The sequence below is a fragment of the Paenibacillus sp. TAF43_2 genome (genome assembly GCF_052113545.1).
Lineage (GTDB): Bacteria > Bacillota > Bacilli > Paenibacillales > Paenibacillaceae > Pristimantibacillus.
Genome location: NZ_JBFRDK010000181.1, coordinates 1 through 12,254, shown reverse-complemented (window position 1 = coordinate 12,254; position 12,254 = coordinate 1). Strand labels below are relative to the sequence as shown.

The window sequence follows — 12,254 nt, the reverse complement described above, 5'->3', positions numbered from 1 at the left end:
TCATAGAATATGATGAAGAAGGATTATCCCTTTCTTCAAATTGGTTAGTAAAGTGGATTCAGCGCTGTTATTATTTTGTTATTTTTGTCATCGGCTTTAGAGATCACAGCAATGCGAAAAAAAAGATTTTTTTTGATCTCGGCTTTCTCGGCGATTTGCTGATCGCAATCGGAACCGGCATATTAGCAAAAACAGCGCTGGCTATGGCCAATACATCGGACAACTTTGCAGTCGTGAGCAGTTCATTGCTGGCAGGCTACGCAGGCTTATCTTACCTGAAGAGCAAGCAGAACAAAGAGTTTGCTGATTTGTTTCCTGAAGAAATAGATGATTCAAATCCGCAAACGCCACCGAAATAACATGCAAGTTTACTTAAGTTTTGCGTATAATGACCATAGCTGATAATCCTTTTGCTTAAATATAAGAAAGTATATCATTTTCTCATACTTATCTTATATTTCACCGTCAAAGCTACTTCAGCGTCTAAAGGACGCCGAAGGCGTTTTTGCTTGACTAATCGATTTTTTACAAAATATCGAAGGAGGGTGGAGCGTGTGGGGAAAATAACGGTCAAAGTGACAACTGAGGAAATGCATGAGCTTAAGAAACTAGCCGAGATAGTCAAAAATCCTCAGCTTCCCATGTCTGACCGTCGCATTGCTAAAACGCAATATGAGTCCATTATCAACTTCGCAAAAAATAGTAACCGCGGCATTATTTCATCTGTATAATTAGAATGGGTTGAAGCCGCTCCGGGATGGAGCGGCTTCTTTTTTTATGTGATTTGCGCGAACCATACACGAACAGCCGCGAAAATCTTCTGTTGTCCAGGCTCGATTGGTGTGACCATAACATCGGATTGGAAGGTTCTTTGGATAGGGAAGGGCTCAGATGAGCTGGAGACTTCCTGAACTTTGCTGGGAACTCCAGAAATGGACGTTCCTAATGCGTTTGCGATAGCAGCAGCTTTCAGACGGGCGTTCTGGACAGCAAGCGACAAGGCCTCATTTTCCAACGGTTTTCTATCGGAAACCGAGAACTGAATGGAAGTGACTGTATTGGCACCGTGAGAAACGGCGGTATCTACTACTGTTCCAGTAAGTGCAATTTGATCGATGGTGATTTGCAGGAGATGAGTTACTTTGTAGCCTTGAAAGACTTGCTTCCCGTCCGGGAAATCATACATCATTTCGATTCGATAATCATTCGTTTGGATATGTTCGCGCGGGATGCTTAGCTCGAGAAGGGATTGTATGATATTTGCTGTAATTTGTGCATTTTCAGCTTGTATCGCTTGCAGCTCCTTGCCTTCGGTAACAGCGCCAAGGATGACCAAGGCTGTATCTGGAGCAGCTGTTACGATCCCTTCGCCCATAACTTCAATCGTGGACACGCTTTTGCAGGGAATGGGAATAGCGGTATAGTAGATTTGATTGCCGTACATTGCAGGCTCCTTTCCTTCTTACAGTTTATAGATTAATGTATGGAAGGATACCCGCCGAAATGATTGCTTCTTATTTTCTGCTTGCGGTCGAAAGCTTAGAAAAGAATACAAAAATGGCGGGCAAGAGTAATCTTGCACCGCCATTTTTTTGTGTGATGAGCTTAAGGCAGCTCTATTGTAACTTCACGCTTGCTTGCAGCGGAACGCAGCACACCGTCGATAATCGCTTGGTTGTACAAAATTTCTGCTCCAGGAATAGGAGCTGGACGATTTTCTGCGATTGCTGCAACAAAGTCTCTTACTTTCTCATCAAACAAGTTTAGTCCATGTTGGATGACAGGAATAGTCGAATGGATATGCTGATCAACGACATCGTGATAAAGCGTCATGCTGCCTACGCTGCCATCCCAAACACCGCTCCAAGGGCCTGTGCCTGCTGGTGTGACTTTAAGGCCGCCGTCAGTTCCAAGGAACATCGTTGCACCTAATGAATCCATATGCATAGCCCAGCTGATTTTGTAATTGAGAACGATGTCGCCCTCAAGACGAATCATTGCCACGCCAAAATCCTCAACTTCAAAGTTGGCCGCTTCACGATGGTATTTCGGGTTTGTTCCAAAATGATTTGATGTATAAGCCGATACAGTAAGCGGCTTAGGATAGCCGAGCGCATTAAGCGCCATATCAAGCGAATAGCAGCCGATATCAGCCATTGCGCCAGCACCTGCAAGCTCTTTGGAAATAAAAGTGCCGCCAGGCATACCGCGCCGTCTGCCGCCGCCTGTTTCAACAAAGTAAACGTTACCAAGTTTTCCCGATTGAACAATTTCTTGAATCAACGACATATTGGGATCATATCTCGGCTGGAAGCCTACCGTCAAAATTTTTCCACTGCGTTCAGCGGCTTCGACCATATCGATGGACTGCTGGAGTGTGACAGACATCGGCTTCTCTACGAGCACGTGCTTGCCTGCATTCAAAGCGTTTATTGAAGTTTCAGAATGTGCAAAGTTTGGTGTGCAAATGCTGACGCCGTCTAGGTCAAGCTCTAATAGTTTCTTATGATCGTCAAAAGCTACGGCGTTTACAAGTTCCTCTTGATCAATAAAAGCTTGCGCTTTTCCTGCTATGCTGTCTGCCACCGCCACGATTTCCACTTGAAGAGGCATTTTTTTATAAGCTGAAGCATGGGCTCTTGCAATACCGCCGCTTCCTATAATTCCGATTCGGATCGTTCTTGTCATTTCAATATCCCTCTTTTCATTGTAGTGATTCTACTTTAGCACAGCTGTATTAGGCATGAAATGGTGAGAAAAGGACATGACATCTACAAAATCATGACATCGCATGGATGACGCCTGCTTCATTTTGTACAAAAAAATGATCACATTTGTCCATTGTCTCCCCTTACCCTTTTGTTCTACGATAGATTAGCCGCAAATGATAATGGTTATCATTGAATGTGTCATAAAATAGATTAGGAAGGAAGCTGGATATGCTGCGTCGTTTTTTTGCTTATTACAAGCCCTACAAAAAGCTGTTTATTTTAGATTTTTCATGCGCCATTTTGGCTGCATTGCTTGAGCTTGCTTTTCCGCTTGCCGTTAACCGGGTTGTGGATGATCTTTTGCCGAGCGGCAACTGGAAATGGATTTTGTATGCTTGTATCGGACTATTAGTCATTTATGTGTTCAGCTCTGCGCTGCATTATGTCGTTACCTATTGGGGACATAAGCTCGGAATCAACATCGAGTCCGATATGCGCAAGCAGCTGTTTGATCGTGTACAGAAGCTGAGCTTCCGTTTCTTCGACAATAACAAGACAGGACATCTGGTATCCCGGATGACAAATGACTTGATGGATATTGGAGAGATCGCCCATCATGGGCCGGAGGATTTGTTTATTGCTTTAATGACGCTGACAGGTGCGTTCGGTATTATGCTGAGCATTAACTATCAGCTTGCGTTAATGACCTTTATTATTATTCCGCTTATGATTTATTTGTCGCTGTACTTCAGCCGTAAAATGTCAGCAGCCTTTAATCGGATGTTTTCTGATATCGCTGACTACAATGCACGCGTTGAAAATAACGTGAGCGGCATTCGTGTCGTTCAAGCGTTTGCGAACGAAAAGCATGAAATGGCGCGTTTTGCTGAAAATAACGGTCGTTTCCGTTTGACGAAGCTCATTGCATATCGCGTGATGGCATGGAACTCGTCAATCAGCTTTATTCTAATGAAGCTCATTTCTTTGTTTGTACTCGTATGCGGAACTTGGTTCGTTATTCAAGGCGATATGAGCTATGGCGAGTTTATCGCATTTGTTATGCTCTCGAACGTATTCTTAGGTCCGATTAAACAGATCAACTCTGTCATTGAGACGTATCCAAAAGGAATAGCCGGATTCAAACGTTATTTGGAATTGCTCGAAACGGAACCTGATATTGCCGATGCGCCGAATGCACAAGTAGTAAGCCATCTCAAAGGTGATATTCGGTTTAACAAAGTGACGTTTGGTTATGAGAATAAGGACAAGGTGCTGCAAGGCCTMAGCCTATCGATCCGCGCAGGAGAGACGGTAGCTCTAGTAGGTCCATCGGGAGCGGGGAAAACAACGTTATGCAGCTTGCTTCCGCGTTTCTACGATGTCGAAGAAGGCTCAATTACGATCGACAACATTGATTTGCGGGATATGACGCTTGAATCACTGCGCTCCAACATTGGGATTGTGCAGCAGGATGTGTTCCTCTTTGATGGATCGATTCGAGAAAATATTGCTTACGGCAAGCTCGGAGCGTCGGAGGAAGAAATTATGCAAGCCGCTCGTCAGGCGCAGCTGGAGGAGTTAATCTTATCGCAGCCTGAGGGATTGAATACAATGATAGGCGAGAGAGGGGTTAAGCTGTCGGGAGGACAGAAGCAGAGGCTCACCATTGCACGAATGTTTCTGAAGAACCCGCCGATCCTTATTTTGGATGAGGCGACATCCGCGCTGGATACCGAGACGGAAGCGGCGATTCAGCTAGCGCTTGCTGAGCTGTCCCGCGGCAGAACGACGCTTGTTATCGCTCATCGTCTTGCTACGATCAAGAATGCTGACCGCATCGTAGTTGTAGCTGAGCAAGGGATTGCCGAGCAAGGCAATCATGATGAATTGCTCGACGCGCGTGGTGCTTACAGCAGGCTTCACCAGGCTCAATTCGGCGCATAAGGGGGAATTATGAGGTTTGGTTCAGCAGCTCAGGAAGAAGCAATAGCAGCTTATCCCTTGCTGAAGCATCCTCCTGATTCCAGTCGCGTTCGTCGAGCACGTAACTGAAGCCATTTTTGACGGCAGGAAGGTTTCTCCAGATTGGGCTGTTCACTAATTTCTCCATGGCTGCTTTAGACTCCTCATTTTCGGGAAGCATCATGAATACGCGATCGCCTGCGTATTGTTGAATTGTTTTTTCTGTAATTTCCTTATAAGGTCTTCCAGACTTCAGAATGTCTTGAACTTTTCCTGTAGGCCGGAAACCGTCTGGATGGTACAGTATAGAGGATAAACCGATATTGCCCATGACAAATAAACGTTTTCCCCGATGATAGATAAAGACAGAAGCTGTTTCGTTAGGCCGAATGCACGCCTGAAGCTGCTGCCACATCAATAACGTACTGCTATTATAATGAAGAAGCCATTGCTGGGCTTCTTTTTTTTTGCCCAGCCACTCTCCAAGCATAAGCATTCTCTCATCGAGTGACCCGCGTGAATTATAGGTAAGCGTAGGGGCAAGCTCTGACATTTGTGCGTACAAGCTTTCATCAGAATGGTCGAATATTATTAAGTCAGGCGCTAGAGCAGAAGCCTGTTCCGAACGAAAAGGCTCGCCTTTGCTGATCATATGGCTTCCTACAAGCTGAATGCCAAGCGTATTCATATCTCCGATACTTTCACCACAATAAAAAATGCGATTGGGCTGAGCGGGAATGCTGACCTCGTGACCGTCCCAATCCTTAACGAGTATATTTTGGCGCATTGATAGGGCATATTGCCTTGGAGAAAAGCCGGTTATAAGACGGAAGCGGCGGCTGAAATAATACTCATCGGTAAAGCCGACACGATCTGCGATATCGCGCAAAGTATTGTCGGTATGGATTAGCCAATCCTTGGACCGATTGATACGAAGCTCATTCAAATAATCAAGCGGTTTCTTGCCAGTCAGCTCCTTGAATATTGAAGTGAACTGCCAAGCAGGTACGTTGGCCATATCGACGAGCTGCTTGACCGTTATTCGGTTCTGAAAATGATTTTGCATATATTGAATGGTTTGTTCAACGGTTTGCGTGGAGCTGCTCATCGAGTCGAATTGCAGGTTATGTTCAAGAACAAATCCGATAAGCTTCTGAAAATACGTTTGCTGACGATGCGCTTCAATGTTATCGCAGTCCGTAATTCCGGTATAAAGCTGGCTCAGCAAATCCATCCATTGTGCGAGCGGATAAACGCGCAGCTCTTGACGGTTCGGAAATAGCTGCTCCGTATAAAGCACAGGACCTTGGTTTAGCAAATGAAGGATGTGGAAAGAGATGAGGTAATATTCCAATTTGCCGTCGCCTATATTTTCAAATTGATATGCGGTGTTCGGGGATAGAAGGAAAGAACTGTAGGACGAGAAAAGGGAACTTTCATTACCCATAAACAGTCTGCCTCTGCCGCTCCTCGATATAAGCATCGTATAGCAGGAAGTCACTTTTTCCGCTAATACTTCGCCCTCTGTATGGCTGTACAGCTTCATATCTACAAAATGGAAGCTTAAGGAGCGCAGAGGTAAAGTCTGATGCGTTAAGTTAGACATGGCTGTAGCCTCATTTCAGAACTGAGAATCGTTATCAATTAATTTCATTATAAACAAATAGAAGAAGCTTATCAACCGTAGTTGAAGAGCTTCTTCTATTTCAACAGACGTTAAGCAGCATTTATTTTTTAATAAGTGCTTTTGGCAGCTCTTCTAACAACCATTCTCTAGAAAGCGCGTCGCTGGAAGCTTTGAGCAAATCAAAATTGTACACTTGTCCATTTTTCACGGCAGGGAGCTTGAGCCATAAATCGCTTTTCATAAGCTCGTTCGTTGATTGCTGCGCCTCAGGAGCAACTGGATTCAGAATGAAGATGCGGTCAGCCGCATATTCTGGCAGAAGTTCAGAAGATATTTCTGCAAAACCTTGTTCCTTATCAATGAGATCTTGTATGATAGGCGTTGGCTTTAAGCCGCCTTTCTCATATAAAAATTGCGGTAGCCCAGTGCCAGCCATAATAAACAGGCGGTTGCCAGGATACATTGTAAATACAGCTGCCGTTTCACTTTCTTTAATACCGCTATCGTGAATTTGTTTCCACATATCTACTGTTTTGACCGCATGCTCTGCAAGCCAATCCTCAGCTTCTTGCTTCTTATTTAACAAATCCCCTAGCGTACGCATCCTGTCCTCCAGCGTGGCGAAGGAGTTGAACGTTACCGTTGGAGCAACCTTTGAAATAACCTCATACTGCTGTTCGTCCGAATTCGAGAAAATAATAAGATCAGGCTGCAGTGTTAAAGATTTCTCGACGCTGAGCGGAAAACCTACGTCCTCGACACCAGTGAGCTGCTGCTCAAATACCGTCCCTTTAATCATATCCTGTATGACGCCGATCGGCTTAACGCCTAGCGCAAGCAAATCACCGGTAGTTTCACCGTGAAAGATAACACGCTGTGGAGTAACAGGCACTTCTACCTCATGCTTCGACCAGTCGGTGAAGGAGCGGGTGGTATCGGCTGTTTGTTCCGTTGCTTCAGGTGCTTTTGTTGCTTCAGCAGCTGGACTCTCTGTATTGCCCGAATTTGCAGAATTGCTGCCACAGGCTAGCAATAGGGTTCCCATTAGTGCGAATGTAGCCAAAAGTGCGACTGATTTTGTTCCTTGATACATTTTAATTCTCCCCCAATAGATGTTATAAGATAATGATAATCATTATCGATATGCATTATCGTAATAGATATACGAGCTGTACTCAATGGACAAAGCAAAGAAGTGTTTTTTAGTTTGTCCAAACATGAAGAAAAGTTAAAAGCCGAACACCACTGTAGGTATTCGGCTTTCATAATATAGAGCTCTTTTTTTATAATATTTTGGACAATTTCCGATATTCACGCGGAGAGATTCCTTCATGACGGCGGAATATCCGGCTGAAGTAGTGGATATCGGAATAGCCGACGATGCTTCCGACGTTTTCGATTGAAAGCTCGGATTCCCGAAGAAGCCTTCTAGCTTCTCGGTGACGTATCGATTGAACATATTCGCTAGGAGGCATTCCGGCGATTTGCTTAAACAGCTTCGCGGTATGGTCGATGCTCAAATTCAGCTTTGCTGCGATCGTTCTGTTTGTCCAATTGGCGGCAGGTGATGCCTCTATTTCCTCCATTAACTCGGCAATCCTGCCGCCATGAAGTGAGGTTTGTCCAGCGGATCGAGATGAGGGCAATCGCAGCAAATGGGCCAATATATGTAGCATTAGACCTTTGCAAACCAGCTCATACCCAATAGGACGCATAGTGAATTCATGAACAAGCTGCTCCATCAATTGTACGCATACGAGAGGCGGCGTGTAGACTGGATGGTCGGATAAGGGAGCCAACCCTTCCACATAAGGCTCATAAATGAATTTATGGGGCAAAACAGCAGCTTCGTTCACAACCATGTCAGCCTCTGTCTGAATATCGAGCTCATCAAAAAAATCAAAATGAATGCCGAGAAATCGAGCGTTTGGGCTGGAAACGACTTCATTTTGGTGATAGACGCCAGAGGGCAAAAAGATAAGCTGACCAGCTTCAATCTTATAGCGCTGCCCATGCATGGTCGTCGCTGCTTCGCCATGGCACACGTACAGGAGCTCGTAATCATACAATCTACGTCTCGGCAGAGCACCCGTTGGCAAGCGCTGGAACTGCGCATAGTGGACGCTGGGCGACCACTCGCGAAATGGAGTTGAACGAATGCGTGGAAAGGGAGATTCAGACTTTTCCAAGCGGGAGGCTCCTTTCATTAAGAAAATAAAAAAGAGAACGGAATTGTCCAAAAAATCGCTATTCTAGCTAAATAAATTTCAAGAATAATCGTTTATTATAAACGTATTATCACATGTAGTTGCAGCAAATTCAATATAACGTAATTATCTAAAAAGGAGTTTGAACAAATGGAGGTTCCTGCGTTTCAAGAGAGTAAAACCTATCTTTGCAGGCAAGTGCCGATCAGCATTGAAGACGCCGGTTTTGGCGCTATCCATTGGGATAGCTTCGATGCGATTGAATTGGTTGATACGGTCACTGCCATGCAGCCTAAGGAGCGTACGGAAGTAAGAGCATGCTGGAGCCAGAACTATTTGCATATTCGCTATTTATGCAAGGATTCACATGTTGTATCTAATTTTACCATACGCGATGAGCCGCTTTATGAGCAGGATGTCGTTGAGCTGTTTATCGATGAGGATGGGACTGGGCATCGTTATCTAGAGCTAGAAGTTAGTCCGAACAATGTTGTTTTTGATGCTCTGATTACGAATGATGGTGAAGCCGAGATCACTTCGACGGACTTAGCATGGAGGTTTGAGGGTATTCAGACGACTGTTGAAACGAGTGGCGATGCTGAACGGATTTATTTTGTGCATATTCCGGTTGAGAATTTCAAGAAGCCTCTCGAGCAAGGATTAAGCTGGAGAGTGAATTTTTACCGAATTGATGAGGATAAACACGGCAACCGTGAATTCCAGGCTTGGCAGGCTACCAAAGCGATAAACTTTCATCTTCCCCGTAAATTTGGCAGGCTGTTATTTATTTAAAACATAAATGTAGGAGGGTTTAACATGAAAAAAGGGATTAATATTTGGTCTTTCAAAGGTGATTCTTCCATTGCAGAAAACATTCGTACAGCAAAAAAAGCAGGTTTTGACGGAATCGAGCTGTCATTGAACGAGACGGGCGAGCTAAGCCTAGAAGCATCCGACAAAGAGATTCAAGAAATCAAAAACGAACTGCAGCAAAATGAACTGGAAATTGCAGGTTTAGCAACAGGCTTGTACTGGTCCTATCCAATGACGAGTGAAAACGCGGCTACACGCGAGAAAGCAATCGATGTGTGCAAGAAACAGCTGGAACTTGCTGCGGCTCTCGGCGTAGATACCATTTTGGTCATTCCAGGCGCTGTAGGCGTTGACTTTATACCGGGCAGTGAAGTTGCTGACTACGAATATGCATATGACCGGGCGCTGGAAGCGATCGGGAAGCTTGTTCCGTTTGCTGAGAGCGCGGGGGTCTCGATTGGCATTGAGAATGTTTGGAACAAGTTCTTATTATCGCCGCTTGAGATGCGTTCCTTCATTGATGCGCATAACTCGAGTTTTGTAGGCTCGTATTTTGACGTCGGCAATGCGCTGCATAATGGTTATCCTGAGCAATGGATTCGTATTTTGGGTCATCGCATCAAGAAGGTGCACTTCAAGGATTACCGCCGTCAAGCAGGCGGATTGCATGGCTTTGTTGATTTGTTAGCAGGTGATGTTGATTACCCAGCTGTCATGCAGGCGCTTCATGCGATTGGTTATGACAATTATGTAACTGGAGAAATGATTCCGCCATACAATCATCATTCCGAACAAATCATCTTCAACACTTCAAAAGCGATGGATGCCATATTAGGACGTTAGAATTCATCTACTCAAAAACTATTAGGAGGTTTTTAATATGTTAAAGGTTGGTTTAATCGGTTTTGGATTTATGGGTCGCATGCACTTTGACAATTATGTCCGTCTTGCTAAGGAAGGCGCTCCTGTGCAGCTTGTAGCGATTTGCGATTTGCTGATCGAGGAGTTGAAGGAAGGAAAAGCGTCAGGAAACATCGCGACAGAGCAGGACGTCTATGATCTTGCGCCTTACCGTTTGTACGATAATATTGCTGCAATGCTGGAGAACGAGGAACTAGATATCGTCGATATTACGCTGCCTACTAATCTGCATGCTGATTTAACCTGCTCGATGCTTGAGAGAGGGTTGCATGTATTATGCGAGAAACCTGTGGCAGGAAGCTCGGAGGATGGCTGGCGCATGACACATGCAGCAGAGCGCACAGGAAAAACGTTGATGATCGGCCAATGCCTGCGCTTCTGGCCAGCTTATGAATACTTGAAGGCTTGCGTAGAGGATGGCCGTTATGGAGCTGTTACGGGCGGTTATTTCTTCAGAGGCTCTGCCGCGCCAAAGGGTTGGTTTCTGGATGGCAGCAAAAGCGGAGGCTGTTTACTGGACATGCACATTCATGATGCAGACATGGTTCACTGGTTATTCGGCAAGCCGGAGAAGGTATCAACGATTGCACGCAATGTCATTCCTGGCAGCGGCTATGATGTCGTGTCTACTCATTATATTTATCCAGATGGCAAGGTGCTGAATGCTCAGGCAGATTGGACGCTGGAAGGCGACTTTGGCTTTGCCATGACGTATCGCGTTAATTTTGAAGGCGGAAATCTCATTTTTGAAAATGGGCAAGTGAAAGTTAATCCAAATGATGCGCCGGGCTTTATCGCTGAATTGTCGGAGGATATGGGTTATTATCGTGAAATCAAATATTTTATTGAATCCATTCATGCGGGGCAGCCAGTTTCGATTTGTGCACCTGAGAGCGCGGTAGGCACGCTTGAAATAATCGAAGCAGAGCTGCGCTCTGCAAATGAAGGCGGGACGCTAGTATCTTTGTAAAAGGTCTAGCATTCACTTAGCAGCCGGATAAGCTCGTTAAAATGAACAAACAAAAGCAAGACAGCAGCCGCCTTGTTTAGAGGAGGAATGGCTGTCTTGCTTGTTTGTTAAGAAGGAGTTTATTGGGCAAGCCGTTCATCGCTGCGTTCCGCGGCAGGGAGCGGAGTACGCTTGACTTTGACTTCCTGAAACATAATTTTGTTAGATAGGATGTATTCCGGCGTTTTACGGTGGGAATGAGATTCACGGAACGCCTCGCTTTTTGTCCAGTTGTTAAAATCATCTCTCGATTGCCACCTTGTAACGATGGAAACCTCGTCATAGTCCTTCTTCCTCCTCATCGGTTTTGGGTATAGGAATGATAATGGGATAACGTTCAGCAAAGCTGATTCTCGCATCCAAATCAAATACGGAGCGCATGAAACGAGGCGTAATGATAGTTCGTGGTTCTCCAGCGTCAGCAAGCTCCCCTTCTTTCATGGCAATCATATAATGGCAATAAGCGGCTGCCTGCTGCAGATCGTGCAGAACCATAACGATCGTCGTTCCATATTCCCGATTTATTTTGGCGAGTGTCTCCAGCACCTCGAGCTGATGACTCATGTCCAGATAGGTAGTAGGCTCATCTAACAAAAGAATTTCGGTCTGCTGCGCTAATGCCATGGCGATTCGCGCCTTCTGCTGCTCGCCTCCGGAGAGGGTGTGAAACATTCGGTCTTCGTGCCGCCGAATGCGCAATGCCCGCAATGCCCAATCAATGATACGTTCATCCTCCGTAGTTAGCCGCTGACGGAAGCTTCTTTGGTAAGGAGCACGCCCATAAGCGACCAGCTCGCGAACGGTCAGCGATGGAAGCATATCTTTGGCTTGTGTCAGCATGGAAAGACTTTTGGCATATTCGGATCTTTTATAATCGCTCGTACTCTTCTCATTAATGAGAATGCTGCCGCTATCTGGAGTCAGCAGACCCGAGATTAATCTAAGCATCGTTGATTTGCCTGAGCCGTTTGGCCCGACTATCGCAGTTATTTTACCTTTAGGGA

12 protein-coding genes and 1 pseudogene are annotated in these 12,254 nt (G+C 45.3%); 6 read left to right on the top strand and 7 right to left on the bottom strand.

Annotated features, from left to right (window positions below):
• A pseudogene (locus AB4Z17_RS27345) lies at positions 1-359 on the top strand (hypothetical protein); the annotation flags it as partial.
• Between the two features lie 195 nt (positions 360-554).
• Positions 555-731, top strand: coding sequence for a hypothetical protein (locus AB4Z17_RS27340; protein ID WP_161807520.1), 177 nt, complete (start codon positions 555-557; stop codon positions 729-731).
• A 44-nt stretch (positions 732-775) separates the two neighbouring features.
• Here AB4Z17_RS27340 and AB4Z17_RS27335 read toward each other — a convergent pair whose 3' ends face one another.
• Positions 776-1,444, bottom strand: a complete 669-nt coding sequence (locus AB4Z17_RS27335; RefSeq protein WP_441963299.1) for an SIMPL domain-containing protein — start codon at positions 1,442-1,444, stop codon at positions 776-778.
• Positions 1,445-1,605: 161 nt separating this feature from the next.
• A complete protein-coding gene (locus AB4Z17_RS27330; RefSeq protein ID WP_441963297.1) occupies positions 1,606-2,688 on the bottom strand; it encodes a Gfo/Idh/MocA family protein in 1,083 nt (360 codons plus the stop codon).
• A 251-nt stretch (positions 2,689-2,939) separates the two neighbouring features.
• On the opposite strand from AB4Z17_RS27330, the gene AB4Z17_RS27325 reads away from it, so the two are divergent.
• Positions 2,940-4,655, top strand: coding sequence for an ABC transporter ATP-binding protein (locus AB4Z17_RS27325; RefSeq protein ID WP_441963295.1), 1,716 nt, complete (start codon positions 2,940-2,942; stop codon positions 4,653-4,655).
• 7 nt (positions 4,656-4,662) lie between these two features.
• Here AB4Z17_RS27325 and AB4Z17_RS27320 read toward each other — a convergent pair whose 3' ends face one another.
• The 3 genes from AB4Z17_RS27320 to AB4Z17_RS27310 form a co-directional block, all read right to left on the bottom strand.
• Positions 4,663-6,279, bottom strand: coding sequence for a helix-turn-helix domain-containing protein (locus AB4Z17_RS27320; protein WP_441963293.1), 1,617 nt, complete (start codon positions 6,277-6,279; stop codon positions 4,663-4,665).
• Positions 6,280-6,400: 121 nt separating this feature from the next.
• Positions 6,401-7,393 carry an ABC transporter substrate-binding protein gene (locus AB4Z17_RS27315; RefSeq protein WP_441963291.1) on the bottom strand — a complete coding sequence of 331 codons (993 nt, stop codon included), beginning with the start codon at positions 7,391-7,393 and terminating at the stop codon, positions 6,401-6,403.
• 190 nt (positions 7,394-7,583) lie between these two features.
• Positions 7,584-8,489, bottom strand: a complete 906-nt coding sequence (locus AB4Z17_RS27310; RefSeq protein ID WP_441963289.1) for a helix-turn-helix domain-containing protein — start codon at positions 8,487-8,489, stop codon at positions 7,584-7,586.
• A 168-nt stretch (positions 8,490-8,657) separates the two neighbouring features.
• On the opposite strand from AB4Z17_RS27310, the gene AB4Z17_RS27305 reads away from it, so the two are divergent.
• From AB4Z17_RS27305 to AB4Z17_RS27295, 3 genes are read left to right on the top strand one after another with little or no spacing between them, the layout of a single operon-like run.
• Entirely contained in the window at positions 8,658-9,299 is a 642-nt protein-coding gene (locus AB4Z17_RS27305) for a carbohydrate-binding family 9-like protein (RefSeq protein ID WP_441963287.1), read from the top strand.
• A 24-nt stretch (positions 9,300-9,323) separates the two neighbouring features.
• Entirely contained in the window at positions 9,324-10,163 is an 840-nt protein-coding gene (locus tag AB4Z17_RS27300; protein ID WP_441909506.1) for a sugar phosphate isomerase/epimerase family protein, read from the top strand.
• A 37-nt stretch (positions 10,164-10,200) separates the two neighbouring features.
• Positions 10,201-11,211, top strand: a complete 1,011-nt coding sequence (locus AB4Z17_RS27295; RefSeq protein WP_441963285.1) for a Gfo/Idh/MocA family protein — start codon at positions 10,201-10,203, stop codon at positions 11,209-11,211.
• A gap of 119 nt (positions 11,212-11,330) precedes the next feature.
• Here the strand turns inward: AB4Z17_RS27295 and AB4Z17_RS27290 are convergent, their stop codons facing one another.
• Together AB4Z17_RS27290 and AB4Z17_RS27285 are read right to left on the bottom strand one after the other, a co-directional pair.
• The gene (locus tag AB4Z17_RS27290; protein ID WP_441963283.1) at positions 11,331-11,552 is read right to left on the bottom strand and encodes an antibiotic biosynthesis monooxygenase; all 222 of its coding nucleotides are present in this window, start codon (positions 11,550-11,552) and stop codon (positions 11,331-11,333) included.
• A partial coding sequence (locus AB4Z17_RS27285) for an ABC transporter ATP-binding protein (protein ID WP_441963281.1) occupies positions 11,530-12,254 on the bottom strand: 725 nt, incomplete at its 5' end. The genes AB4Z17_RS27290 and AB4Z17_RS27285, both read right to left, overlap by 23 nt.

Bases quoted from the DNA above. Each gene is read 5' to 3' on its own strand.
- AB4Z17_RS27290 (WP_441963283.1), bottom strand. From the start codon at position 11,552: ATGAGGAGGAAGAAGGACTATGACGAGGTTTCCATCGTTACAAGGTGG.
- AB4Z17_RS27320 (WP_441963293.1), bottom strand. From the start codon at position 6,279: ATGTCTAACTTAACGCATCAGACTTTACCTCTGCGCTCCTTAAGCTTC.
- AB4Z17_RS27295 (WP_441963285.1), top strand. From the start codon at position 10,201: ATGTTAAAGGTTGGTTTAATCGGTTTTGGATTTATGGGTCGCATGCAC.
- AB4Z17_RS27305 (WP_441963287.1), top strand. From the start codon at position 8,658: ATGGAGGTTCCTGCGTTTCAAGAGAGTAAAACCTATCTTTGCAGGCAA.
- AB4Z17_RS27300 (WP_441909506.1), top strand. From the start codon at position 9,324: ATGAAAAAAGGGATTAATATTTGGTCTTTCAAAGGTGATTCTTCCATT.
- AB4Z17_RS27315 (WP_441963291.1), bottom strand. From the start codon at position 7,393: ATGTATCAAGGAACAAAATCAGTCGCACTTTTGGCTACATTCGCACTA.
- AB4Z17_RS27330 (WP_441963297.1), bottom strand. From the start codon at position 2,688: ATGACAAGAACGATCCGAATCGGAATTATAGGAAGCGGCGGTATTGCA.
- AB4Z17_RS27335 (WP_441963299.1), bottom strand. From the start codon at position 1,444: ATGTACGGCAATCAAATCTACTATACCGCTATTCCCATTCCCTGCAAA.